The sequence below is a fragment of the Mycobacterium heckeshornense genome, from assembly GCF_016592155.1.
Taxonomy (GTDB): Bacteria; Actinomycetota; Actinomycetes; order Mycobacteriales; family Mycobacteriaceae; genus Mycobacterium; species Mycobacterium heckeshornense.
In genome coordinates, this window is sequence record NZ_AP024237.1 from 4,359,881 (window position 1) to 4,383,658 (window position 23,778).

At 66.8% G+C, this 23,778-nt stretch carries 24 protein-coding genes and 1 pseudogene; 9 read left to right on the plus strand and 16 right to left on the minus strand.

The genetic code is table 11. The annotated features are described in order from the left end of the window. Positions 1-24 precede the first annotated feature (24 nt). From MHEC_RS21075 to MHEC_RS21095, 5 genes and pseudogenes are all read right to left on the minus strand, one after another. Positions 25-1,251: a sensor histidine kinase gene (locus tag MHEC_RS21075; protein WP_099868759.1), complete on the minus strand. Its 1,227-nt coding sequence runs from the start codon at positions 1,249-1,251 to the stop codon at positions 25-27. Between the two features lie 132 nt (positions 1,252-1,383). Next, positions 1,384-2,133, minus strand: a complete 750-nt coding sequence (locus tag MHEC_RS21080) for a phosphoglyceromutase (RefSeq protein ID WP_048889571.1) — start codon at positions 2,131-2,133, stop codon at positions 1,384-1,386. Positions 2,134-2,154: 21 nt separating this feature from the next. Continuing rightward, positions 2,155-2,676, minus strand: coding sequence for a type III secretion system chaperone family protein (locus tag MHEC_RS21085; protein WP_048889674.1), 522 nt, complete (start codon positions 2,674-2,676; stop codon positions 2,155-2,157). A gap of 49 nt (positions 2,677-2,725) precedes the next feature. Beyond that, a pseudogene (mshA, locus tag MHEC_RS21090) lies at positions 2,726-4,036 on the minus strand (D-inositol-3-phosphate glycosyltransferase); the annotation flags it as partial. A gap of 85 nt (positions 4,037-4,121) precedes the next feature. After that, on the minus strand, positions 4,122-5,435 hold the full coding sequence (locus MHEC_RS21095) for an ROK family transcriptional regulator (RefSeq protein WP_048889570.1): 1,314 nt from the start codon (positions 5,433-5,435) through the stop codon (positions 4,122-4,124). Positions 5,436-5,612: 177 nt separating this feature from the next. Between MHEC_RS21095 and MHEC_RS21100 the strand changes: the two genes are divergently transcribed. Further along, positions 5,613-6,359: an SDR family NAD(P)-dependent oxidoreductase gene (locus tag MHEC_RS21100; RefSeq protein WP_048889569.1), complete on the plus strand. Its 747-nt coding sequence runs from the start codon at positions 5,613-5,615 to the stop codon at positions 6,357-6,359. Here the strand turns inward: MHEC_RS21100 and MHEC_RS21105 are convergent. Further along, positions 6,337-7,716: a L,D-transpeptidase gene (locus tag MHEC_RS21105; protein WP_372507362.1), complete on the minus strand. Its 1,380-nt coding sequence runs from the start codon at positions 7,714-7,716 to the stop codon at positions 6,337-6,339. The genes MHEC_RS21100 and MHEC_RS21105 overlap by 23 nt on opposite strands. Further along, entirely contained in the window at positions 7,704-8,795 is a 1,092-nt protein-coding gene (locus MHEC_RS21110; protein WP_048889567.1) for a UDP-N-acetylmuramate dehydrogenase, read from the minus strand. Before MHEC_RS21110 ends, MHEC_RS21105 begins: the two co-directional genes overlap by 13 nt. Before the next feature lie 26 nt (positions 8,796-8,821). On the opposite strand from MHEC_RS21110, the gene MHEC_RS21115 reads away from it, so the two are divergent. From MHEC_RS21115 to MHEC_RS21130, 4 genes are read left to right on the plus strand one after another with little or no spacing between them, the layout of a single operon-like run. Next, a complete protein-coding gene (locus MHEC_RS21115; protein ID WP_048889566.1) occupies positions 8,822-9,334 on the plus strand; it encodes a DUF2505 domain-containing protein in 513 nt (170 codons plus the stop codon). Between the two features lie 22 nt (positions 9,335-9,356). Further along, entirely contained in the window at positions 9,357-10,169 is an 813-nt protein-coding gene (locus MHEC_RS21120) for a carbon-nitrogen hydrolase family protein (protein ID WP_048889672.1), read from the plus strand. After that, on the plus strand, positions 10,166-11,209 hold the full coding sequence (locus MHEC_RS21125) for an LmeA family phospholipid-binding protein (RefSeq protein WP_048889565.1): 1,044 nt from the start codon (positions 10,166-10,168) through the stop codon (positions 11,207-11,209). Before MHEC_RS21120 ends, MHEC_RS21125 begins: the two co-directional genes overlap by 4 nt. Positions 11,210-11,252: 43 nt before the next feature. Further along, the gene (locus MHEC_RS21130) at positions 11,253-12,359 is read left to right on the plus strand and encodes an LmeA family phospholipid-binding protein (RefSeq protein ID WP_048889564.1); all 1,107 of its coding nucleotides are present in this window, start codon (positions 11,253-11,255) and stop codon (positions 12,357-12,359) included. Between the two features lie 2 nt (positions 12,360-12,361). Here MHEC_RS21130 and deoC read toward each other — a convergent pair whose 3' ends face one another. The 6 genes from deoC to MHEC_RS21160 all read right to left on the minus strand — a co-directional run bounded on the left by deoC (position 12,362) and on the right by MHEC_RS21160 (position 16,380). After that, positions 12,362-13,033 carry a deoxyribose-phosphate aldolase gene (gene deoC / locus MHEC_RS21135; protein WP_048889563.1) on the minus strand — a complete coding sequence of 224 codons (672 nt, stop codon included), beginning with the start codon at positions 13,031-13,033 and terminating at the stop codon, positions 12,362-12,364. Then, complete coding sequence (locus MHEC_RS21140; protein WP_048889562.1) at positions 13,033-13,434, minus strand: DUF2599 domain-containing protein; 402 nt, start codon at positions 13,432-13,434, stop codon at positions 13,033-13,035. Before MHEC_RS21140 ends, deoC begins: the two co-directional genes overlap by 1 nt. Positions 13,435-13,438: 4 nt before the next feature. Continuing rightward, on the minus strand, positions 13,439-13,717 hold the full coding sequence (locus tag MHEC_RS21145; protein WP_082169461.1) for a DUF2516 family protein: 279 nt from the start codon (positions 13,715-13,717) through the stop codon (positions 13,439-13,441). Between the two features lie 122 nt (positions 13,718-13,839). Next, positions 13,840-14,457, minus strand: coding sequence for a hypothetical protein (locus tag MHEC_RS21150; protein ID WP_048889560.1), 618 nt, complete (start codon positions 14,455-14,457; stop codon positions 13,840-13,842). Between the two features lie 69 nt (positions 14,458-14,526). After that, positions 14,527-14,934 (minus strand): helix-turn-helix domain-containing protein, encoded by a 408-nt coding sequence (locus tag MHEC_RS21155; protein WP_003919718.1) that lies wholly within the window; start codon positions 14,932-14,934, stop codon positions 14,527-14,529. An 84-nt stretch (positions 14,935-15,018) separates the two neighbouring features. After that, positions 15,019-16,380 (minus strand): DUF445 domain-containing protein, encoded by a 1,362-nt coding sequence (locus MHEC_RS21160; RefSeq protein ID WP_372507359.1) that lies wholly within the window; start codon positions 16,378-16,380, stop codon positions 15,019-15,021. Positions 16,381-16,538: 158 nt separating this feature from the next. On the opposite strand from MHEC_RS21160, the gene MHEC_RS21165 reads away from it, so the two are divergent. The 3 genes from MHEC_RS21165 to MHEC_RS21175 all read left to right on the plus strand — a co-directional run bounded on the left by MHEC_RS21165 (position 16,539) and on the right by MHEC_RS21175 (position 19,277). Next, a complete protein-coding gene (locus MHEC_RS21165) occupies positions 16,539-17,252 on the plus strand; it encodes a TetR/AcrR family transcriptional regulator (protein WP_048889559.1) in 714 nt (237 codons plus the stop codon). Next, complete coding sequence (locus MHEC_RS21170) at positions 17,245-18,255, plus strand: prenyltransferase (protein ID WP_048889558.1); 1,011 nt, start codon at positions 17,245-17,247, stop codon at positions 18,253-18,255. Before MHEC_RS21165 ends, MHEC_RS21170 begins: the two co-directional genes overlap by 8 nt. Before the next feature lie 158 nt (positions 18,256-18,413). Next, entirely contained in the window at positions 18,414-19,277 is an 864-nt protein-coding gene (locus tag MHEC_RS21175; protein ID WP_048889557.1) for a cyclopropane mycolic acid synthase family methyltransferase, read from the plus strand. 69 nt (positions 19,278-19,346) lie between these two features. Here MHEC_RS21175 and MHEC_RS21180 read toward each other — a convergent pair whose 3' ends face one another. Then, entirely contained in the window at positions 19,347-20,222 is an 876-nt protein-coding gene (locus MHEC_RS21180; RefSeq protein ID WP_048889556.1) for a cyclopropane mycolic acid synthase family methyltransferase, read from the minus strand. A gap of 215 nt (positions 20,223-20,437) precedes the next feature. Then, positions 20,438-21,688, minus strand: a complete 1,251-nt coding sequence (locus MHEC_RS21185; RefSeq protein WP_048889555.1) for a KasA/KasB family beta-ketoacyl-ACP synthase — start codon at positions 21,686-21,688, stop codon at positions 20,438-20,440. A 172-nt stretch (positions 21,689-21,860) separates the two neighbouring features. On the opposite strand from MHEC_RS21185, the gene MHEC_RS21190 reads away from it, so the two are divergent. Beyond that, complete coding sequence (locus MHEC_RS21190; RefSeq protein ID WP_048889554.1) at positions 21,861-22,763, plus strand: cyclopropane mycolic acid synthase family methyltransferase; 903 nt, start codon at positions 21,861-21,863, stop codon at positions 22,761-22,763. Positions 22,764-22,790: 27 nt separating this feature from the next. Here the strand turns inward: MHEC_RS21190 and MHEC_RS21195 are convergent, their stop codons facing one another. Then, positions 22,791-23,660: a 3-hydroxybutyryl-CoA dehydrogenase gene (locus MHEC_RS21195; protein WP_048889670.1), complete on the minus strand. Its 870-nt coding sequence runs from the start codon at positions 23,658-23,660 to the stop codon at positions 22,791-22,793. Between the last annotated feature and the right edge of the window lie 118 nt (positions 23,661-23,778).

Here is a 23,778-nt window from a genome sequence, read left to right on the forward strand (position 1 = left end):
GCTCTGCATCGTCGTCGGCGCGTGTCATCGGCGCAGTTCTTCCTCTCGTTGGGCTCGCGTGGGGCGCATCTCGCGCCGCACTGGTTCCTCCGGTTTTTCATCGTTGCCGCGGTAGGCCGGAATCGACAACGTGAACGTCGAACCCGTCCCCGGCTGGCTCCACAGCCCGATGCTTCCGTTGTGGTTGGCCGCGACATGCTTGACGATCGCCAACCCCAGCCCGCTGCCGCCGGTCGCACGTGAGCGGGCCTTGTCGCCTCGGAAGAACCGCTCAAACACCCGCTCCTGGTCTTTGCGCGGGATGCCGATGCCACGGTCGGTGACAGCGATTTCGACGTTGTCGCCGCGACGACGACGGCTGATCGACACCAGCGATCCGCGCGGTGAATACGCGATCGCGTTGGACACCAGGTTGGCCAGCGCGGTGACGAGCAAGCTCTGGTTGCCCAGCACCCGCAAGCCGCTGGGCTCGTCGGTTCGCACCTCAATATCAGCATTGTCCGCAGCGACTTTGTGGCGTGAAATCGCTTCGGCTACAACGGTATCGACATCGACATCGGACAGATCGGGCAACCGCTCCGCGCCCTGCAGGCGGGACAGTTCGATCAGTTCGCCGACCATGTCGCCCAGCCGGTTGGCCTCCACCAGTACTTTCTCGGCGAACCGCCGCACCGTCTCGGGGTCATCGGCGGACGCCAACAAAGCCTCGGCGAGCACGGCCATCGCGCCGACCGGTGTCTTGAGTTCGTGGCTGACGTTGGCCACGAAATCGCGCCGGGTCGCCTCCATCCGGGCGTACTCCGACTGGTCGTAGACGAAAACCACGGCAAAGCGGCGATCTTCCTCGCTGAGCAGCCGGGCAATTCCGTGCACAGACAGCCCGGACCGGCCCGGCGCGGTGCGCTTGTCCGGCGAGATGTCGAACTCGAAATCGTCGCCACTGCCCAGCACCCGCTGCGCGGCCCGCCAAGCCTCGTCGTCAAGTTGGCGGTCGTGCACCAGCCCCAGTTCCCTGGCCTGGTCGTTGAGATAGACCACGTCGCGGTGCCGGTCGACGACCGCGGTTCCCACCGGAGACAGCGCGACGATGCGCTCCAGCATCTGCGAAATGGTGATCCCGGTCCATTCGGCGGCCACCCGTCGTCGACGCTCGACGACTCGAGTTGCCAGCCGGGTGCCCGCCGTTATACCGACGCCCAATGCCATCGAAGACAACACCCCGGCCAGCACCAGCGCCGAGAACACAGTCACACAAAAATCCTACAAATCGGGTGAACGCGGCCCTAGCGGCGCGCGGCCAAAATCGGACAAGTCACACCTAACGGCGCAGGTATTCGGCCATTGTTTACGCGATGTTTGCCGACCGGTCGCTGAAAAGCCGGATCATCTGGCGCCCTGGCTCGCGACCGCGGCCGCACCGGCGGCGGCCGCCTCCGGGTCGAGATAGCTGCCGCCCGCCACCACCGGCTTGAGGTTCGCGTCGAGGTCGTAGCGCAGCGGAATGCCGGTCGGGATGTTCAGCCCGACGATCTCGTCGTCGGACATGCCGTCCAAATACTTCACCAGGGCTCGCAGCGAGTTGCCGTGCGCGGCGATCAACACGGTCTTGCCGAACCGCAGGTCGGGCACGATGACGTCGGTGAAATACGGCAGGAACCGCGCGACCACGTCGGCCAGGCACTCGGTCAGCGGACCGCCGCCGATGTCCGCGTAGCGCGGGTCGGTGTCCTGGCTGAACCGGCTGCCCCTCTCGATCGGCGGTGGCCGAGTGTCATAGCTGCGCCGCCACGCCATGAACTGCTGTTCGCCGTAACGCGACTTGATGTCGGACTTGTCCAACCCCTGCAGCGCTCCGTAGTGGCGTTCGTTGAGCCGCCAGCTGCGGTGCACCGGAATCCAATGCCGGTCGGCGGTGTCCAACGCCAGATTCGCGGTGGTGATCGCACGGCGCAGCAGCGAGGTGTAGACCACGTCGGGCAGCAGGTTGTGCTCGACGAGCAACTCGCCGCTGCGCACCGCTTCGGCGCGCCCCTTGTCGGTCAGGTCGACGTCGACCCACCCGGTGAACAGGTTGCGCGCGTTCCAGTCGCTTTCGCCGTGCCGCAGCAGCACCAGCGTGCCAGCGTCTCGCATGCCGGCAAGTCTCTCACGAAATCAGGCCCGACCGTCTCGACGGTCTTCTTCGTCGATGAGGTGGGCGAACGCCTGCAGGTTCTTCAGCGACGCACCGCGGGACACCCGCCATTCCCACTCTTTCTGGATCGACGAACGAAAACCCAACTCCAGCAAGGTATTAAAGTCCGAATCCACCGCTTCAAGCACCTGACCGAGCACCCGGTCAATCTCGTCGGCGTCCACCGAGGCCAACGACATCCGGCCCACCAGGTAGATATCGCCCACATTGTCCAGCGTGTAGGCCACCCCGTAGAGCCGCCGGTTGCGTTGCAGCAGGAACCGGTAGACACCCTCGTGGTTTTCGTCGGGTTTGCGGCAGACGAACGCCTCGACGCGCACCGAGTGTTCGCCGATGCTCAAGATGGTGTTGGTCTTGAGCTTGCGTTCGCCGGGCAGTTCCACGATCAGCCCGGGCAGCCCGCCGTGCGCACCCTCGTGCCGGGTGTAGGTCAGCTTGCTGGCTTTAAGCGCGTCCTCGATCACCTGCTGCACGTCGGTCATGGCCGCCGCGCTCCGCTGCTGCTGCTCGCCATCGCTCACTGGTGCACCACCCCCGCGGCGCCGCCCAGTGGCGAGGCCGGCGCGCCGATGCCAGACCGCGGACCGGCCGCCGCCGGGCGGCGCCGAACTCGCTGATCGCGCGACGGTAGCTGGCCAGCAACGCGTCGACGGTGTTCTCCCAGGAAAACCGCGCGGCGTGCCTTACCGCCGAATGGCTCATCGCCCAGGCCCGCGGCCCGGCGCCCAGCCGCAGCAGCTCGTCGATGGCATCCGCCCACCGGTCGACGTCGTGGCCGGCCACCAGGGTACCGCTGATCCCGTCACGCACGGCCACCGGCAACCCGCCGACCGCAGCCGCCACCACCGGCGTGCCGCAGGCCTGCGCCTCTACGGCGACCAACCCGAACGACTCCGAATAACTGGGCACCGCGACCAGGTCTGCGGCCTGAAACAACCGGGCCAGCTCCTCGCGGTCCTGGGGCGGCAGGAACGTCACCCTCGCGGAGATACCCAATTCGTCGGCCAGGCGAACCAAACCGTCCGGCGCCACCATGCCGCTGCCCGACGGCCCGCCGGCCACAACGATGCGCACCCGCGGCAGTTTGGCCGCCGCGCGCAACAAAACATCGGGGCCCTTCAGCGGCTGGATCCGGCCGACGAAGGCCACCACACGCTCGTCGAACGGAAGGCCCAGCGCGGCTCGGGCCGCGCGGCGATCACCGGGACGGAACACGTCGAGGTCCACCCCGGGATGAGCCACGTCAATCCGGGACGGGTCGGCACTATGCAACGAAACCAGTTGTCCTGCTTCGGCATTGGTGTTGACGATCAGCCGGTCGGCCTCGTCGACCACCTGTTGTTCGCCGACCGTGCGCAGCGGCGGTTCGGGCGTGTCACCCTCGGCCAGCGCCGCGTTCTTCACCGCGGCCAGCGTGTGCGCGGTGTGTACCAGAGGCACCGCCCAGCGGTCTCGGGCCAGCCAGCCGACCTGCCCGGACAGCCAGTAGTGCGAGTGCACGATGTCGTAATAGCCGGGCTCGTGGGCGGCTTCTGCGCGCAACACTCCGGCGGCGAACGCGCACAGCTGGGTAGGCAGGTCGTATTTGTCGAGGCCCTCGAACGGACCGGCCACCACATTGCGGACCAGCACACCGGGCGCGACCCGCACCGTCGGTGGATCGGTCGACGCGGTGGCCCGGGTGAAGATCTCCACCTCGACGCCGCGACGAGCCAAATGCAGCGCGGTTTGCAGCACGTAGACGTTCATCCCGCCGGCGTCGCCGATGCCCGGCTGTGCCAGGGGCGAGGTGTGCACCGACAGCACCGCCACCCGGCGCGGATCGTTCAAACGGGACCTCATTGGGAAATGCCGAGCCGGGGCAGTTCGCGGTTGCGCACACCGCCATCTTTACAGCACCGCGCGCGACCGCCCGGAGCGCCGCCGCTCACGCCGACGTGTCGGGAGCAGCGGCGCCCGCGGCAGGCAGCGACGACCCGAACGCGCCACGGGCGGGTCCGCCCAGGGCACGGCGCATCCCGCCGAGCGGATCGGCGTAGAGCCCGCCCAGTGAAACGATCCCCGCCCCGGCTTCCTGCACCCGGTTGCCGAACGCGGTGAGCTGGATAGCGCGCGCGGGCAGCACCGAACGCGCGGCGAATGCCGCTTTGACGTGCTCCATACCCTCCGGGTACTCGGTGAACGCCTGGCCGCCGACCACTAGGTCGTCGGGATTGAGCAGATCACGCAGCAACGCCACTGCCTCGCCGAGCACTCGCGCGCGCTCGGCCAGGAGTTCTCGGGCTTGCTGGTTGCCGTTGCGCGCCGCCTTGATCAGCTCGGTCATCGCGGAGGCGGGCCCGCCGTTGCGGACCGCCGGCAGGATCCGCAGCCGGCGCGCCGCCGCCAGCACCGCCTCGTCGCTGACCGTCGATTCCAGCTGCCCCGAGCCGCCCAGCAACTCCGACTGGGCCGGCAGATTGGCGATGGTGCCCGGGCCGCTGGCCGGGCTGTGCACCCGACCGCCGATCACCAGCGCATATCCCACGGTCTCGCGGGCGTAGACGTACAGGCTGGTCGACGAGTTGGGCGCGAAGCGGCGCATCCCGAGCAACAACTCGGCGCCGGCCATCGCGTCGACGTGAGACGCCACCGACACCGGCAGGCCCAGCGCTTCGGCCAGCACCGGGCCCACCGGTGCCTGACGCCAGCCCAACCGAGGGTGGTCGACGTAGCCGGCGGTGCCGTCGACCACGCCGCCGATGGCCACCCCGACCCACAGCGGCCGGCGCCGATGCCAGCGCCGCAGGTACCGAAGGGCGCCGTCAGCCAGCGAGGCCAGCGCGGACCCCGGTGCCGACAGCGGGGTCGGGGTTTCGACGGCGTCGAGGGTGCGGCCCAGCAGGTCGGTGGCCACGATGTTGGTGGTCCGCGCGCCGATGTGGATGCCGAGGGTCAGGAACGGCTCGTGGTTGACTTCGACGGGAACGCGGGGCCGTCCGATGGCCCCGGCGACGGCCAGGTCCGCGCGCTCACGCAGCAGTCCAGCCTCGACCAGGGCGATGACCTGGCGGTTGACCGTCGCGATGCTGAGCGAGGTGGCGGTGGCGATGACGTCGCGACCGATCGGGCCGCGCAGCCGCACGGCCCTCAAGACCGATGCCGCGGCGGCGTCGGAGAGGTGCAGCGACGGCGCCACCACGTGGTAGCGGGAACGCGGTACCGGCTTACGGGTATGTGAGTGAAGGGTGGTCGAGCGCACGGGTGTCCTTGTCGAGTTCCTGCGGCGGGCCTGGCCACACCAGCTATTGGATTTTTGGTCGCTCAGCAGGCGCAGACTGCGCGGCAACAACACGCACAGTCTGCGATGGGACACAGACCCAGCACGGCGCTCAGGTACACACGAGGGAATTTAGCACGGTTATCTAGAGTTGGTCCGATGACGATCGCTCGGGCGGACAAGCGTGTTGCGGTGGTCACCGGTGCCAGCTCCGGAATCGGCGCCGCGACCGCAAGAACCCTTGCCGCACAAGGCTTTCACGTGGTCGCGGTGGCCCGCCGCGCGGACCGGGTCGCGGCGCTGGCCGACGAGATCGGCGGCACCGCCGTGGTCGCCGATGTGACCGACGACACAGCTGTGGACGCCCTGGCTCGCAGGCTGAGCCGGGTAGACGTGCTGGTCAACAATGCCGGCGGGGCCAAGGGACTCGAACCGGTTGCCGACGCCGACCTCGAGCATTGGCGCTGGATGTGGGAGACCAATGTGCTGGGCACGCTGCGGGTGACTCGGGCGCTGTTGCCCAAACTGATCGACTCCGGCGACGGGCTGATCGTCACCGTCACCTCGGTGGCCGCATTCGAGATCTACGACGGCGGCTCCGGCTACACCTCGGCCAAGCATGCGCAAAGCGCGCTGCACCGCACCCTGCGCGGCGAGTTGCTGGGAAAGCCGGTGCGGCTCACCGAGATTGCGCCTGGCGCAGTGCGGACCGAGTTCTCGTTGGTCCGCTTCGCCGGCGATCAGCAGCGCGCCGACGACGTCTACGCGGGCATGACACCGCTGGTGGCCGAAGACGTCGCCGAGGTGATCGGGTTCGTGGCCGCCCGGCCGTCGCATGTCAACATTGACCGGGTCGTGATCAGGCCCCGCGACCAGGCCAGCGCTAGCCGCCGGGTCGCACGCTAGGGCGCGTCGCGGTGGGCGTGCCCGACAAGGTGGGGGCGTCGCTGGGCGTGGCCGGAGCGGTGCGGGGCATCGCCGCCGGTGCCGGTTTGGATCCGCTGGGCTGCGGCAGCGCCGACATGCCCCGCCAGGTGTCCCAATCGACGGCCCAGTCCCAGATGTCGCCGTCGGCGTAGGACAGCTGGATCGAACTGCCGGTCACTTCGACCGGGTCGCCGTAGATCGCGCTGTTGAAGTACTGTTCGGCGTCGGCGGTTGAAAGGTTGATGCAGCCGTTGGTGACATTCGTATTGCCTTGCGCGCCAGCACTCGCCGGATTGGCGTGGATGAATTCGCCGTTGTTGGAAATGCGAACGGCCCAACGCTCGTGGATATTGCTGTAGCCGGCAGCCGGGTTGGACATGTAGAAGTCGGCGTATTTCTCGGTGACGACGTGGATTCCATTGCGGGTGACATTTCGCGGCTGGTCGGCCTCGCCGTAGCTGCACGGGAAGTCCATGATGACACCTTCGTCCCGGATCACCTGGATGCGGTGCGAGGACACTTCAGCCTTGACGATCTGGCGACGCCCGATTTGGAAGTTCAGGCTCATGTCTTGCTTGCCGTAGGCGCCATCCCCGAACGCCAGTCCGTAGAGCTTGGCCTCGACGTTGACCTTGGTGCCCGCCGGGTAGTACTCGCGGGTGCGCCAGTGCACCCGCGATCCCTGCGCTTCGTCGGGCAGCCACGCCCAGCTGCCTTCGACCGGCGGGTCAGTGGTGACGGAAAGGGCCCGCTCGACTGCGGCCTTGTCGGCGATCGGTGCGTCGAATTGGATGATGATCGGTGCCGCGATCCCGACGGTCTGGCCGTCCGCGAGTTGGAATCCGCCGTTGATGACCTTGGTGGGTGTCACGGTGGTGAACTTGCTCACCACCGGAACGGCCTTGCCGTCGTGACCGACCACCGAACCGCTCCAGGTGTAGGTGGCGTCGTAGCCAAGCGGCTCGGTAATCGTATAGACCGTGCGGTCGCGGTTGAGCCTGCCCGCAACGACCTTGCCTGCCGGATTCGTCAGCGTCACATGCTGAAACCATCCGTCGCGGACCTCGGCGCTGACCGGCGCGGTGGGCACGACACCGCTGGCGGCGTTGACGGGATGAAACGTCAGACGTGGTGGCGGCGGAGCTTTGCGCTTTTCGGTTTGTGTGCCGGTACCGCCGGCGCAGGCGGCCAGCACACTGGGGGCGAACAGCCCCGCCGCAAGCACGCTCAATGCCCGACGCCGGTCGATCGGCGGCAGGGCGCGCGGTGTGCTCACGGCACACCAAGATACCGGTGGTAACGGTCCGCTCCGGACAGCCGCGGCTACAGAACGCAGCCGACCAGCACCGGTTCTGGGATAAGTGTGATGCCAAACACATCGCGGACCCCGTCGCGGACGGTGCGCGCGAGCGCCACCACGTCGGCGGCGCTGGCGTGCCCGCGGTTGGTCAACGCGAGCGCATGCTTGGTCGACAGGCGGCAGGCGGCTCCTCTCTCAGCCGGGTAGCCCTTGCTGAATCCGGCCTGCTCGACCAGCCAGCCCGCGGCCAGTTTGACTCCCCCCGGTGTTGGCCAGTGCGGCACCGGGCCGTCGGCCCGATCGGCCACTCGCTGGTAAACATCCTGCGTCACAACGGGATTGGTGAAGAACGAGCCGACACTCCAGGTGTCGTGGTCGGCGGCGTCCAGCACCATGCCTTTGCGTCTGCGCAGCCCCAGCACCGCCCGGCGGACCGCTGCGGGGTCGGCCCGGTCGCCGATGTCGACACCCAGCGCAGCGGTCAGCTCGCCGTAGCGCAGCGGCGCGCTGCGGCCCGAGTCGTCCAGCGCGAACTCCACCTCCAACACCACGGCGGGCACCCGCAGCCCGCCGTCGGCGTGCTTGAGGATGCTGGTCCGATACCCGAACCGCAGTTCGCTCGCCGGTACCCAACGCACCTGACCGCTGCGCCGGTCCAACAGCCGAACCCGGGTGATGGTGTCGGCCACCTCGGCGCCGTACGCGCCGACGTTTTGCACCGGGGTGGCGCCGGCCGAGCCCGGGATACCGGACATGCACTCCAGCCCGCCGAGGCCGTGCTCGATGGCTGCGACCACGACGTCGTCCCACACCGCGCCGGCCTCGGCGCGCACGATGCGGCCGTCGATCGTGATGCGGTCGTTGGCCATCCGCACGACGGTCAGCCCGGTCAGGTCGTCGGCGATGACCACGTTGGAGCCCCCGGCCAGCACCAGCACCGGTTCGACACGGTCGGCGTCCAGCTGCCGCATCGTGGCGACCACCTGCTCGACACTGGTGCAGGTGATGACGCGGGTCGCGATCGGGCCGATCCGCAATGTGGTCAGCGGCGCCAAGGGCACCGACTGCGCGACGTGCGCGCCGGAAAACCGCGACCCGACACCGCCCCGTTTCATGGGCCGTAACGGTAGCCTGACCTGCTATGCCGCGTTCATTCGACATGTCCACGGACTACGGCGCGACTGTCGAACAGGTGCATCGGGCATTCAGCGACGAAAGCTATTGGCTGGCGCGACTGGCCGATTCCGGTGCCGACGACGCCGCCCTGGAGTCCATGAGCGTCAGCGACGACGGCAGCATCGACGTGGTCACCACCCAGGTGTTGCGCAGTGACCGGCTGCCCGGTCTGGTCACCCAGTTTCACCCCCGAGACTTGTGCATTCGGCGTGAGGAGACATGGGGGCCGGTCATCGGCGGCACCGCGCATGCGACCGTCACCGGATCGATCCTCGACGCGCCGGTAGGACTCACCGGTACCGCGGTGTTGGCGCCGCCGCCGGAGTCCGGCGGAGCACGGCTGACCTTCCGGGCCACCGTCGAGGTGCGTATCCCGCTGGTGGGCGGCAAAATCGAGAACTTCATCGGCAGCCAACTCGTCGAGCTGCTGATCGCCGAGCAGCGTTTCACCACCATGTGGATCAGCCAGAACGCATGACCGGCCCCATTAGGCTGTGCTCGTGCGGATTGCGTTGGCGCAGATCCTTAGCGGCACCGACCCGGCGGCGAACCTCCAGCTGGTGCGCGAGTACAGCAGCCGGGCCGCCGAAGCGGGCGCGACGCTGGTGGTGTTCCCCGAAGCAGCCATGTGCCGGTTCGGTGTCCCGTTGGCGCCGATCGCCGAGCCGGTCGACGGGCCCTGGGCCAACGGCGTGCGCCTCATCGCGGCGGACACCGGCATCACCGTGATCGCGGGCATGTTCACGCCCGCCGAGGACGGGCGGGTCACCAACACGCTGATCGCGACGGGGCGAGGTGTCGACGCTCACTATCACAAGATCCACCTCTATGACGCGTTCGGTTTCACCGAGTCGCGCACCGTCGCCCCGGGTCGCGAGCCCGTGACGATCAGCGTCGACGGCGTCGACGTCGGGTTGACGACGTGCTACGACATCCGGTTTCCCGGGCTCTACGTAGAGCTGGCCCGCCGCGGTGCGCAGCTGATCACGGTCAGCGCGTCCTGGGGCGCCGGCCCCGGCAAGCTTGAGCAGTGGAAGCTGCTGGCCCGGGCCCGCGCGCTCGACTCCGCGAGCTACGTCGCCGCTGCCGGACAGGCCGACCCGGGCCGGACCGATTCCAAGGCGCCGCTGGGCGTCGGTGGCAGCCTGGTGGCCTCGCCGTTCGGCGAGGTGGTGGCGTCGGCGGGCGCCCAACCCGCGCTGGTGCTCGCCGACATCGACCTCGACGCCGTCGCGGCGGCCCGTGACACGATCGCCGTGCTGCAAAATCAGGCAGCGATCCCTCAGGTCGATAAGGCAGAATCGCGCGGGTGACCAATCCGCAAGGGCCGCCGCAGGAGGACCCGTCGCCATGGGCCCGCCCGGAAGGTGAGCGCCCGGCCGAACAACCCCCGGCGCCGTCCGACGCGCCGACCGGCCAGATGCCGTCCGATCAGCAGCCTGAAGGTGAGCGCACCGAGCCGGTGCCCGGTCAGGCTGAAGCGCCCCCCGGCGCACCGGCGCAGCCGACGCTGGACTACCCGGCGGTGCCGCCGCCGTACCCGCAGGCATACCCCGCTGCGCCGCCGCCCGGCCAGCCGCCGTCGGAGGGCACACCAGCACCAGTGAAGACCAAGCGCCGCCCGTTCCGCGACCCACTGTCGATTGTGCTGGTTGTCGTCATCGTGCTGGCGCTGCTGATCGCCGGTGTCATCGCCGCCGAACTGTATGCCCGCCATCGCGCCGACAGTGTGGTGGCCGCGGCGACCGAATGCGTGGTGCAGGACAAGGTCAGCGTGTCGTTTGGGCCCACCCCGTTCTTGCTACAGCACCTCACCGGCAACTACGGCGATATCTCCATTCAGACCGCAGGCAACCAAATCCGCGGCGCCAAGGGGATGAAAGCCGACGTTCACATCGACAAGGTCGACCTGCACGGCGGCGCCGACTCGAAGGGCACCATCGGCGCGCTGGACGCCAATGTGACCTGGTCATCGGACGGCATCAAGCAGACAGTGGCCGACTCGGTCCCGTTCCTCGGCGGTCTGGTCAACACTGTGCGGACCAACCCCGGCGACGGCACCATCGAATTGCGGGGCGCGATGGGACTGGGCAGTGTCACGATCAAGCCCCAGGTGGCAAGCAACGGGCTGTCGCTGCAGGTGGTCAAGGTGACGGCGCTGGGCACCCCGGTGCCCCACGAGACCGCGCAATCGGCGTTGGACACCTTTGCCTCGACCCTGACCAACGACTTTCCGCTCGGCATCCACGCCGACAGCGTGAAGGTCACCAGTGACGGTGTGACAGCGCATTTTTCGACTCGTGACGCATCGATTCCGCCGGGTGATTCGGATCCGTGTTTCGCCAAGCTGTAGACCACGTGGACGTCAATCAGCCCGATAGGGCACAATCGCGCTGGTGACGACTCCGCAAGGGCCCTCGCGCGGCGACCCGTCCGAATGGGCGCGCCCGGCCGCTCCCCGGCCGCAGCCCACCTCGCCGCCGTCCCAGTCGCCGACCCAGCGGATCCCATATGCCGGCCGTCCCCAGGAGCCGCGCCGCCAGCCCGGTCCGCGGCCGCGTCAGCCCGGCCCGCCGCCACCGGTTCAGCGACCGCAACATCTCGGCCCGCCACCGGCCGCACCGCCGCCGCAGGTTGGTCGTTCCCCCGGCCAGCAACCGCAGCCGCCCGGGCCCCCGCAGCAGACAGAGCAGGCCACGACCCGACTGTCCACCCTCCCGCCGTCGAAGGACACTGGCGTGAATACGCAGCGCGGCTTCTTCCGAAACCCGACGGCCGTCGTCCTGGCCCTGGTGACCGTGGTGGCGCTAGTCCTGGCCGGGCTGATCGGCGCCGAGCTCTACACCCGCCACACCGCGGACAGCAAGGTGACCAACGCGGTGCAGTGCGAGGTTCAAGACAGCGCCAGTGTGTCCTTTGCCGTGACCCCGCCGGTGTTGTGGCAGTACATCACCGGTCACTACACCAACATTTCGGTGCAGACCGCGGGCAACCAGGTGCGCAGCGCCAAGGGCATGAAGATCAGCCTCGACATCCACGATGTGCGACTGGCCAACTCAGGCAACTCCAAGGGCACGATCGGGGCGCTCAACGGCACCATCGCCTGGTCGTCGGAGGGCATTAAGGAGTCCATCCAAGATGCCATCCCGGTGTTGGGCAGCCTGGTGACCAGCAAGGTCACCACCAGCCCCAGCGACGGCACCGTGCAGCTCAAGGGCCTGTTGGACAGCGCCACCGTCAAGCCGCAGATCGCCAACAACGGGCTGTCGCTGCAGCTCGTCGAGCTGCGGGCGCTGGGCTCGAAATTGTCGACGAATACGGTGCAAAAAAACCTCGACGACCTCACTGCCAAGGCGACCCAAAACTATCCGCTGGGCATCCATGCCGACAGCGTCAAGGTCACCGACTCCGGTGTGGAGGCCACATTTTCGAGCCAAAACGCCACCATCCCGGCGTCGTCGTCGCAGCCGCAGACCGGTCAGGACTGCTTCGGAAACCTCTGAGGTCAGCCCAGTCCGTCGAGCACCGCGCGGGTAGCGGACAACCCCAGCCGGGTCGCACCCGCCTCCAGCATGGCCACCGCGTCGGCGGCGGTGCGGATGCCGCCGCTGGCCTTGATGCCGATCCGCCCGCCGACGGCTTGGGCCATCAGCGCGACGGCGCGCACCGACGCTCCGCCGGCGGGATGAAACCCGGTGGAGGTCTTGACGAAATCGGCGCCGCCGTCCTCGGCGGCGCGGCACACTCGCACCAGGGCGTCGGCGTCGCGCAGCGCCAGCAGCACCGCGGACTCCACGATCACCTTCAGCACCGCCGCGGGCACGGCGGCGCGCACCGCGGCAACCTCGGAGCGCACCGCGGCCAGGTCGCCGGCCAGTGCGGCGCCGATGTCGAGAACCATGTCGATCTCGCTGGCGCCCGCGCTCACCGCCAGTGCCGCCTCCTGCGCCTTGACCACCGGCAGGTGCTTGCCCGACGGAAAACCCGCGACCGCGGCGACCCGCACACCGGTGCCCACGGCAACAGGCACCATCGACGGCGAGACGCACACCGCGTGGGCACCAAGCTCGGCGGCTTCGGCGGCGACGGCAGCCACGTCGGCAGCTGTCGCCTCGGGTTTGAGCAGGGTGTGGTCGACGAGAGCCGCCACCTCGTTGCGAGTGAGCCGGGCCGGCACTACACCGGTTCTTCGGGCCCGCCGGGGTTGCAGCCGGAAGCGACCATCGTGGCGTCGTCGACGACCGGCCGCCACGGCTCGAGATTCCAGCTGGCCTTGCCGGGCTGCGCCAGCTCGGCCAGCTGCCAGTGGCAGACGAATTGTGCGCGCATGCCGGGGCCGTCGGCGTCGGGAGCCAGCGCGAGCACTTCGGTCCACGCCTCGTCAGGGTCGGCCTGCCGGCTGGCGGCTGCACGGCCCGACGGTGTCGGGTAGACCCGCAGGCTGGACAGGTTGCCCCAGTGCACCCATTCCGTGTGGTCGACGAACGGCGGCACCGCCCCCGCGCCCGAATCGGCCCAGGCCGGACCGGCGCCCAGCAGCGCCACGACCACCGCCGCGACGCTTACCGGAGCCCGCATGCTGCTAGTGCGATTTGCCTTGGATTTCCAGCAGTTTCGGCCGCACATCGACCAGGTAGACGCCCGCCGCGCAAGCACCGATCGCCATCCCCAGCGGACCCAGCAGCAGGGTCAGCACAATCGCCGCGCCGAGGATGATCAGCCACACCGGCTTGGTCAGCTTCTCCGCGGCGGTGTAGGCGTCGGGCCGCTGCATTGCCGCATGCACGAACGCGTACAGCGTCGTCAGCGCGATCGCGATCTGCAAGATGATGAGGACGTCACCCGCCAAGCCTTGAAGCATCACGCCGTAAGCCTATGCGGGTTATGTCCCAGACGTCGACTCCGAGCCGCCTCGGCGAGGCGACTCGGAGCCGAGTGTCTGGTTGACCGGCCGCTGCCGCAGCGGGCAGCGGCCGGACCGAATTACTTCTGGGTGACCTTCTTGGCCGGCGACTTCTTGGCGGGCGCCTTCTTGACCGGCGTCTTTTTGGCGGTCTTTTTGGCCGGAGCGCCCTTGGCGGGGGCCTTCTTCGCGGCTGGCTGTTTCTTGGGCAGCTCGATGCCGACCAGCTTGGCGGCGCGCTCGCCGACCGCACGGGTTTGCGACGCGACGGTGCCCAGCGCCTCCTGGGTCAACTCGACGGCCTGGTCGACGTAGCCTTCGGCACGCGCCGACGCCTCCTCGAACCGGCCCTGGCTGCGCAACCGCTCCAGGGCCAGCTCGCCGCGTTCGACCAGCTCGTTGTACCGGTTGGTGGCGGCTTCCAGATAGCCTTCGGCTGCTGAGCGCAGCTCCTCGGCGGTGAACCGCTGACGCAAGTCGCGCAGCTGTTCGCGCAGCTGCTCGGGCAGCTCCTCCCGGCGCTTGGCCAGCCGCGCGCGCCGCTCCTCGACCCGGCTGCGGGTGTCGGTGCGAGCCTCTTCCGCGCGTTCACGCAACTCGGCGAGCAGGTCGTTGACGGTGGCCAGGGCCAAGTCGGCGGCGCCCAGCGCGGCGAGCAACGGGGCCCGCAGATCGTCGGTGGTCGGGTTTTCGGGCATGGTGTTTCCTTTCAATGCATTGATTGCGGGGTGGTTTCTCGGTGCGGTTTTCGACCGGCTCAACGGGAGTTAGGCAGGGGTGGACTCCTCACGGGCAGCGTCGTTTTGCTGGGCTTCGTTTTGCTGGACGAATGACGTGTAGATGTCGAGCAGAACCTGCTTTTGCCGCTCGGTGATCGCGGTGTCGGTGATGATGGCGTCACGTACTTCGCTGGTCTCACTGGGCTCCAGAATCCCGGCCCGTACGTAGAGAACTTCGGCGGAGACTCGCAACGCCTTGGCGATCTGGTTCAACACGTCGGCGGACGGTTTGCGCAACCCGCGCTCTATCTGGGAGAGATACGGGTTGCTGACCCCGGCCTTTTCGGCCAGTTGCCGCACCGACACCTGCGCCGCCTCGCGCTGTGCCCTGATGAAACTGCCGATGTCGGCCGCAGCCGTGGACACCACTGCGGCAAGCTTGTCCTCCTGCGGCATTGGTGAACTCCCTTGGTTGATCGGTGCGACGGACAACCACGGTACGACCCAGTGCTAACTTTTGCAAGCACTGTTAGCAGTGCTTCAGAAAAAGAGCTGCGCGACGGTGTAGATTGCCAGCCCGGCCAGCGCACCGACCACCGTGCCGTTGATCCGGATGAACTGCAGGTCGCGGCCCACATGCAGCTCGATGCGCCGGCTGGCCTCCTCGGCGTCCCAGCGTTCGATGGTGTCAGTAATGATCGCGGTGATCTCCACCCCGTACTGCGAGACCAGGTGTTGCGCGGCCCGCACGATCCAGTTGTCGACCTTGTCGCGCAGGTCGGCGTCGTCGCGCAGCGATTCACCAATACGGACGACGGTCTCGGCGATGCGCGTGCGCAGGGCGCTGGAGGGGTCGTCGACACCCTCGAGCACCAGCCTTTTGAGCGTCTTCCATGCCGTGGCCGCGGCATTGGTGATCTCGTCGCGCGCCATCAGCTGCTCCTTGACGGCTTCGGCGCGGGCGATGGTGGCCGGATCGTGTTGCAGGTCGTCGGCGAAGTCGAACAAAAACCGGGTAGCCGAGCGGCGCAGTTCGTGATCCGGGTTGCGGCGCACCTTGTCGGTGAAGTCCATCAGTTCACGGTGGATGCGGTCGCCGACCAGATGGTCGATGAACCGCGGCGACCAGCTCGGGGAGTCCCGCTCGACCACGCGTTGGATGACTTCGCCGGCGTTCAGCGACCAATGAAAGGCCCGGTCGGCCAGCAGCTGGAGCAGGGCTTCCTGCCGGTTTTCGGCCAGCAGCGTGGCTAGCAATCGGCCGGCCGGCGGCCCCCACTGCGGTTCGGCGACACGCTTGATGATCATGCGGTCGATGACGTGCTGGACGTCGTCGTCGCGCAGCAGTTCCACCAGAACCCGCAGCACCGTCGCGGTCTCGGCGGCCACCCGCTGGGCGTGGTCGATCTGGGAGAGCCACTTGCCGAGGCGGCTGGGGATCTGGGCGTCCCGCAACTTCGATTCGACGATCGGCGGGGACAAGAAATTCTCCCGCACGAAGGTTCCCAGACCCTCGCCGAGCTGGTCTTTTTTGCGCTTGATGATCGCGGTGTGCGGGATCGGTATGCCCAGCGGATGCTTGAACAGCGCGGTGACGGCGAACCAGTCGGCCAGCGCGCCGACCATGCCCGCCTCAGCGGCTGCCCGGACGTAGCCGACCCAGGCGGCGGCCACACCGTCGGCTTGCGCCCACCGGCAGCCGACAAACACCATGCTGGCACCGGCCAGGAAACTCAGCGCCACCACCTTCATCCGGCGCAGCGCCCGCCGCCGCGCCGCATCGGCCTGCGGGTCGGCGGCGACGAACGATTCAGCGAAGGAAACACCAGCCCGGCGTGCCGGAGCCGGCAATGCCGCCGGGTCCGGCGGCAGGTCCGGCCGATGCGGTTGCGCTGCCACCACACCATCATCCGCTATCGGTCCGGGCGGGAGCTGGGAACGATCCAGCCGTCGGCGTCCAGTTACTGTGACTGCGCCTGGTGCGACATGCCGGATAGCGCGGGAAACGCGGTCTCGAAACCCGTAGTATCGAGGCGTCTAGGGAATGGGAATCCGCGATAGTGGCAGAGCATGTCCCGGCTGGGACCGTGAAGACTGATGGTCGGAAACGGCGCTGGCACCGGCACAAGGTTGAGCGCCGCAACGAGCTCATCGACGGCACCATCGAAGCGATTCGCCGGCACGGCCGGTTCCTGAGCATGGACGAGATCGCCGCCGAGATCGGTGTCTCCAAAACCGTGCTGTACCGCTACTTCGTCGACAAGAACGATCTGACCAGCGCGGTGATGATGCGCTTCGCGCAGACCACGCTGATACCCAACATGGCCGCGGCGTTGTCGGCCAACATGGATGGCTTCGACCTGACCCGGGAGATCATCCGGGTCTACGTCGATACGGTCTCCGCCGAGCCCGAACCCTACCGGTTCGTGATGGCCAACAGTTCACCCAGCAAAAACAAGGTGATCGCCGACTCCGAGCGCATCATCGCCCGCATGCTGTCGGTCATGCTGCGTCGCCGGATGCAAGAGGTCGGGATGGACACCGGGGGCGTGGAACCGTGGGCCTACATGATCGTCGGCGGCGTGCAACTGGCCACCCACTCGTGGATTTCCGATCCGCGGATGAGCAAGGAGGAGCTGATCGACTACCTCACCATGCTCAGTTGGAGCGCGCTGTGCGGGATTGTGGAAGCCGGAGGCTCACTGGAGAAGTTCAACGCCCAACCGCATCCGGCGCCGATTGTGCCGCCGCGCCGCGAAAACGCCGATGCCTGAGCTGATTTCCCGGTCGCGGCTGAAGTCGTGGGTGTACGCCCTGCGCACCACCAACCCGCCCGCGTACGGGCCAGTCGACGCCATCACGCGATGGATCGTCGTCACCCGGGCGGCGGTGCTGCCCATGACACTGTTTGCGGGTTTGGTCGCCGCGTTGCTGGCGGTCGGCAAGCCGGGGCTGGACTGGCGCTGGCTGGTGCTGGCGATCACGGGAATCACGTTGGCGCACATAGCTAATAACCTGATGAACGACCTGTACGACACGCAGGTCGGTACTGACAGCGCAAGTTATCCGCGGGCGCTTTACGCCCCGCATCCGGTGCTTTCCGGACTGGTCACCCGTGGGAAACTGCTGACTGCGATCGTCGCCGTCAACCTGGCGGATTTGGCGATTCTGGTCGTGTTGACGTTGGTTCGCGGCTGGCCGGTAATCGCCTTTGCGCTCACCGGGTTTGTGCTGAGCGTCGCTTACACCGCGCCGCCGCTGCGGCTGAAGAAGCGCGGCCTCGGAGAGCCGGACGTCTTCGTCGTCTGGGGGCCGCTGATGGTGTGCGGCACCTACTACTCGGCGGTGGGTGCGGTGGGCTGGGCGGTGTTGCTGGCTTCGCTGCCCTACGGGCTGCTGTGCACAACGGTGTTGATGGGCAAGCACATTGACAAGATTCCCTACGACCAGCCGCTGGGCATCCACACGCTGCCGGTGCTGCTGGGTGCTGCCCGCGCCCGCGTTGCCACGCTCGCCATGATGGTCGGCTTCTATGTTCTGGTCACGGTGGCGGTCGGCGTCGGCGCGATGCCGTGGCCGGCATTGCTGGTGGGCGCGGCGCTGCCGCGGTTGGTAAAGGTATGGCCCCATTTTCGCCGTCCGCCGCCGGAGCAGCCGCCCGCGGACTATCCGGTCTGGCCGCTGTGGTATGCCGCGCTGGCCTGGGTGCATGTCCGCCAGGCGGGTGGCTTGCTGGTCGTTGGCCTTGCCCTGGGCGCTACACTGGCTGCGGTCTAGCGACGTTGCCGAAGGAATCGGGGTCCTCGCATGCGGGCCGCGTCGACGCGCTAGCCACGACGCGCAGTCAGTACCATCCAACGAAGCCATCAGGGCCATTGCGGTGCGTTGGGCAAGCACCGTGAATCCTCGCCACTGCAGAAAGGCGCACACCGCGTATGTCCGTGCCGCTGACGCCGTTTTTCGAGGATGTGCAGGCCCACTATGACCTTTCCGACGATTTCTTTCGCCTGTTCTTGGACCGCACCCAGACGTACAGCTGTGCGTACTTCCAGCGCGATGACATGACGCTGGAACAGGCGCAGATCGCCAAGATCGACCTGGCGCTTGACAAATTGCGTCTGGAACCCGGGATGACGTTGCTCGACATCGGCTGCGGCTGGGGTGCCACGCTGCGGCGGGCCGTCGAGAAATACGACGTCAACGTCGTGGGTCTGACCTTGTCGGAAAACCAGGCCGCCCACGTCCGGCAGATGTTCGACCAGATGCCCACCTCGCGCTCCCGCCGGGTGTTGGTCGAAGGCTGGGAAAAATTCCACGATCCCGTCGACCGGATCGTGTCGATCGGTGCGTTCGAACACTTCGGCCACCAGCGCTACACCCGCTTTTTCAAGATGGCCTACGACGCGTTGCCGGCAGGCGGCGTGATGCTGCTGCATACCATCACGCGTCCCACCTTTTCGGAGGGCAGGAAAATGGGCTTGGCGTTGACCCGGGAAGTGGTCCAGTTCGCCAAATTCATCCTGGACGAAATCTTTCCCGGTGGCTGGCTGCCGTCGAAACCGACCGTCGAAGAACATGCCCGCACGGCTGGATTCGAGATCACCCGGGTTCAGTCGCTGCAGCCGCACTATGCGCGCACTCTCGACCTGTGGGCGGCCGCGTTGCAGGCCAACAAGGAGCGAGCGATCGCTGTTCAGTCGCACGAGGTGTACGACCGCTACCTGAAGTATTTGACCGGCTGCGCGCAGCTGTTCCGCGACGGCTACACCGACGTCTGCCAGTTCACCTGTGCGAAATAGCGCGAAATAGGCTGCTGAGTTTCGTGCCCCGCGCGGCGCCGTCGCGCCTGCCTCGTCGGCGGCCCGCGATCAACCGCCCGCTTGGCCGTCAGCTGCCTTGGTCAGCGTGAACTGTCCGACTTCGGTGATGCCCTTGCGGAACAGCTGCGCGCAGCCGGTCAGGTAGTGCATGTAGCGGTTGTAGACCTCTTCGGACTGCACTGCGATGGCCTCGTCCTTGTGGGCCTGGAGATTCGCCGCCCAGATGTCCAGTGTGCGGACATAGTGCGGATTCATCAGCTGGATATCTTCGGTCGAAAATCCAGCTTTGTGTGAGTATTCGACGACGTCCTCAGCCGCAGGCAATGCGCCGCCGGGGAATATCTCTCGATCGATAAACTTCCAGAACCGCAGGTCGCTCATCGTGATTTTGATCCCATTCGGCACCCAATAGCTCGGCGGATGAGTGAATATGGTCTCCAAAACCATCCGGCCGTCGGCGGGCATTACCCGATATGCCGTTTCGAAGAACGGCGCCCACCGGGATTTCCCGAAGGCCTCGAACGCTTCGATGCTCACAATCCGGTCCACCGGCTCGTCGAACTGCTCCCAGCCCTGCAGTAGCACTCGTCTGCTGCGCGGGCTGTCCATCGCGTCGAACAGCCGTGTCACATGGGCCCACTGGTTTTTCGACAGCGTCAGCCCGATCACGTCGACGTCGTATTTCTCGATCGCGCGTCGCATCGTGGAGCCCCAGCCGCAACCGACGTCGAGCAGCGTCATGCCGGGCTTAAGGCCCAGCTTGTCCAACGCCAGGTCGATCTTGGCGATCTGCGCCTCTTCCAGCGTCATGTCGTCGCGCTCGAAGTAGGCGCAGCTGTAGGTCTGAGTGGGGTCCTGGAATAGCCGGAAGAATTCGTCTGACAGATCGTAGTGCGCTTGTACGTCTTCAAACGGGGGCGTCAATGTTTGCGTTGTTTGCGTTTCACTCGGTGTCTTAGTCACTGTTCGTCCTGCTGAGCACTGGTGAAGCGGTCACAAATTAGACGTCGGGCCCGAAACTTCAGGTGACGTCTGTGCAATAGAGGATACGACTACGTACTGCCGCGGCCACAACCTGGGGCAATGCCCTGCGCACGGGTCACCGGCGTCGATAGCGATGCTCATTTGCCGGTCCGCCATCAGTATTTGCCGAACACCAGGGCGACGTTGAGGCCGCCGAAGCCGAACGAATTGCTGATCGCGTACCGGTAGTCACCCACTCGCGGTTCTCCGGCGACCACATCCAGATCGATCTCGGGGTCGAGATGGCGCACGTTCAGCGTCGGCGGGATGATGCCGTCCCGTAGCGTCAACACGGTCAGAATCGCCTCCACCGCACCCACCGCGCCAATCGACTGACCCAGTGCGGCCTTGGGCGCGTAGACCGCAGGCCGGTGGGAGCCCAATGCGTTGTTGATCGCCTTGCTTTCGGCGAGGTCGCCGACGACGGTCCCGGCGGCGTGGGCATTGACGTGGTCGATGTCGGCGGCTGCCAGCCCTGCCAGCTCGATCGCCCGGGTCATGGCATGCCCGGCGCGCTCACCTCGAGGATCGGGCGCCACGACGTGGTAGCCGTCCGATGTGATGCCGGCGCCCATCAGCCGGCCGAGAATTGTGGCCCCGCGGGCCTTCGCGTGTGCCTCCGTCTCGACGACCAGCATTGCGCCCGCTTCGCCGAACACGAAGCCGTCGCGGTCTTTGTCGAAGGGACGACACGCACCGGCCGGGTTATCGTTGTTGGCCGAGAGCAAGCCCATCGACGCAAACGCCGCGATGGGGATCGCCTCGATTCTGGTCTCGATGCCGCCGCAGATCGCGATGTCCGCTTCCCCAAGGACGAGGTTGCGCCAGGCCAGGGCAATGGCCTCGGCGCCGGAGGCGTCCGCCGACACCGGTGTGATGACCCCGGCTTTGGCGCCGCGTTCCAGCCCGACCCAGGCACTTCCCGAGTTGGGCATGCACATCAGCACGCCCACCGGGTTAACGGCCTTCAGGCCTCGGGCGCGGATGTCGTCGTAGCCGAAGACCATCTCCTCGGTCGAACCCATCCCGGTGCCGATGGCGACCATCAACCGGTTGGTGTCGACCTCGGGCGAACCGGCGTTCGCCCAGACGCGGCGGCCCAGCACCACGGAGATCTTCTGCAGGAACAGCATCCGCCGCAATTCGACGCGCGTCAGCTCCTGGTCGAAATCCTCGAGCAGATGCCCGCCAATGCGCACCGGCAGGTTGAACTGCTCGACGAACGGATCGTCGAGCTTGCGGATCCCGCTCTGTCCGTCCAGCAGCTTTTTCCATGTGCTGTCGGCGTCCGTGGCCAGCGCGGTGGACATCGCGACGCCGGTGACAACCACATCGGGAAAACCATTTCCGGTCGAGAGCGCCGCCATAACGTTTGCCTGCTTCCTTTCGTCGACGGCTCATCCCATTTACCCGGTTACCCAGGACCAGTACCAACCAAGCCTAAACGCAGCGATTGTGCTGGGGCACAACTTAAGCGGCAGTGATAACCGGTGCTCGGTGATTGCAGGCGGCAAGCATCGGCGTATATCGTCGGCGCCTATGGGCAGTAAACCGGGAACCACCGAACTAAAGCCGAACGTCGAGCACATCCAGTCGCACTACGACCGGTCCAACGACTTCTTCCGGCTCTGGCTCGACCCGACGATGACGTACAGCTGCGCCTACTTCGAGCGCGACGACATGACGCTGGAAGAGGCCCAGATGGCCAAGGTCGATCTGGCGTTGGGCAAGCTGGGGCTGCGGCCGGGCATGACCCTGCTGGACATCGGTTGCGGCTGGGGGTCCACGATGCGACGCGCGATCGAGAAATACGACGTCAACGTGATCGGCTTGACGCTCTCGGAAAACCAGGTGGCCCACAACGAGCAAAAGTTCGCCGAGATGGACAGCCCGCGGCGCAAAGAGGTACGGCTGCAGGGCTGGGAGCAGTTCGATGAGCCGGTGGACCGCATCGTGTCGCTGGGTGCCTTCGAGCACTTCGCCGACGGCATCGGCCGCTTTGACCGCTACACCGACTTCTTCAAGATGTGTTACAACGTGCTGCCCGACGACGGCGTGATGCTCTTGCACACGATCGTGGTCCCCAGCGAAGAAGAGGCCAAGCAGCGCAACCTGCAGGTGACCATGTCGCTGATGCGCTTCATCAACTTCATCTTGACCGAGATCTTCCCCGGGGGCCGGCTGCCGATGATCTCGATCGTCGACCAATACGCCACCGCGGCCGGTTTCACCATCACCCGCCACCACCGCATCGGCTCGAACTATGTGCGGACCCTCGACACCTGGGCAAAGCAACTCGAAGCGCACAAGGACCAAGCCATCGCGCTGCAAGGTGAAGAGGTCTACCAGCGTTACATGAAGTACCTGACCGGTTGCCGGGAGCTGTTCCGCGACGGCTACACCGACGTCTGCCAATTCACCATGGAGAAGAAAGCCGCCTAAGCAACACCGGGTTCCAGGCGGGCGAACCTAATACGAGTAAAAGCCCTGACCGGACTTCTTGCCGAGCAGACCGGCTTCGACCATGCGCACCAACAGTGGCGGCGACGCGTACTGCTGCTCCTTGAACTCCTCAAACATCTTGTCCGCGATCAGCTTCAGGGTGTCCAGGCCGACCAGGTCCGCGAGCCGCAGCGGGCCCATCGGGTGCGAGAGCCCGGCGACCACCGCCTTGTCGACGTCTTCGACGGTGGCGAACTTGTTCTCGACCATCCGGATCGCGGACAACAAAAACGGCACCAACAGCGCGTTCACCACGAAGCCGGAGCGGTCGGAGCAGCGCACCACCTGCTTGCCCAGCACCGCGCTGGCGAATTCCTCGGTGCGGGCGGCGGCCTGTTCGTCGGTGACGAGCGTGCACACCAACTCGACCAACGGCAACACCGGGACCGGGTTGAAGAAATGCAGGCCCAAGACTCGCTGAGGGTTCTTGGTCGCCGCGGCGAGCTTCATGATCGGGATGCTGGACGTGTTGGATGCCAGCACCGCGCTGGGATCGGTGAGGATCCGGTCGAGTTCGGCGAAGATGTCGGCCTTGACGGCCTCGTCTTCGATGACGGCCTCGACCACCAATTGCCGGTCGGCGAAGTCTTTGAGATTGGTGGTGAAGGTGAGATTGTTGATCGCGCCGTCGCGCTCGCGCTCGGTGATCTTGCCCGCGCTGACACCACGTTCCAGCGATTTCACGATGCGGTTGCGGCCAGCGGTGACGAGCGCCTCGGTGGTTTCGAAGACCAGTACGTCAACCCCAGCGCGCGCCGATACTTCGGCGATTCCGGCACCCATCTGTCCGGCACCGATGACACCTACCCGTTCGATCGCCACGTCACTCCTTCTCATTGCAGCAGCCTCGCCCAACATGGCTGGGCGAGGCTGCCGCTGTCAACTCGCGCCTGTACGCCGAACGTGCAGTCATGGCGAATGATCGGCCGAAAATCCGCCCCGGTTACCCGCTCGG

Coding starts and splice junctions, on each gene's coding strand:
- MHEC_RS21080 (WP_048889571.1), bottom strand. CDS start 2,133: ATGCGAGACGCTGGCACGCTGGTGCTGCTGCGGCACGGCGAAAGCGAC.
- MHEC_RS21085 (WP_048889674.1), bottom strand. CDS start 2,676: ATGACCGACGTGCAGCAGGTGATCGAGGACGCGCTTAAAGCCAGCAAG.
- MHEC_RS21100 (WP_048889569.1), top strand. CDS start 5,613: ATGACGATCGCTCGGGCGGACAAGCGTGTTGCGGTGGTCACCGGTGCC.
- MHEC_RS21110 (WP_048889567.1), bottom strand. CDS start 8,795: ATGAAACGGGGCGGTGTCGGGTCGCGGTTTTCCGGCGCGCACGTCGCG.
- MHEC_RS21115 (WP_048889566.1), top strand. CDS start 8,822: ATGCCGCGTTCATTCGACATGTCCACGGACTACGGCGCGACTGTCGAA.
- MHEC_RS21140 (WP_048889562.1), bottom strand. CDS start 13,434: ATGCGGGCTCCGGTAAGCGTCGCGGCGGTGGTCGTGGCGCTGCTGGGC.
- MHEC_RS21145 (WP_082169461.1), bottom strand. CDS start 13,717: ATGCTTCAAGGCTTGGCGGGTGACGTCCTCATCATCTTGCAGATCGCG.
- MHEC_RS21150 (WP_048889560.1), bottom strand. CDS start 14,457: ATGCCCGAAAACCCGACCACCGACGATCTGCGGGCCCCGTTGCTCGCC.
- MHEC_RS21155 (WP_003919718.1), bottom strand. CDS start 14,934: ATGCCGCAGGAGGACAAGCTTGCCGCAGTGGTGTCCACGGCTGCGGCC.
- MHEC_RS21170 (WP_048889558.1), top strand. CDS start 17,245: ATGCCTGAGCTGATTTCCCGGTCGCGGCTGAAGTCGTGGGTGTACGCC.
- MHEC_RS21175 (WP_048889557.1), top strand. CDS start 18,414: ATGTCCGTGCCGCTGACGCCGTTTTTCGAGGATGTGCAGGCCCACTAT.
- MHEC_RS21185 (WP_048889555.1), bottom strand. CDS start 21,688: ATGGCGGCGCTCTCGACCGGAAATGGTTTTCCCGATGTGGTTGTCACC.
- MHEC_RS21190 (WP_048889554.1), top strand. CDS start 21,861: ATGGGCAGTAAACCGGGAACCACCGAACTAAAGCCGAACGTCGAGCAC.
- MHEC_RS21195 (WP_048889670.1), bottom strand. CDS start 23,660: ATGAGAAGGAGTGACGTGGCGATCGAACGGGTAGGTGTCATCGGTGCC.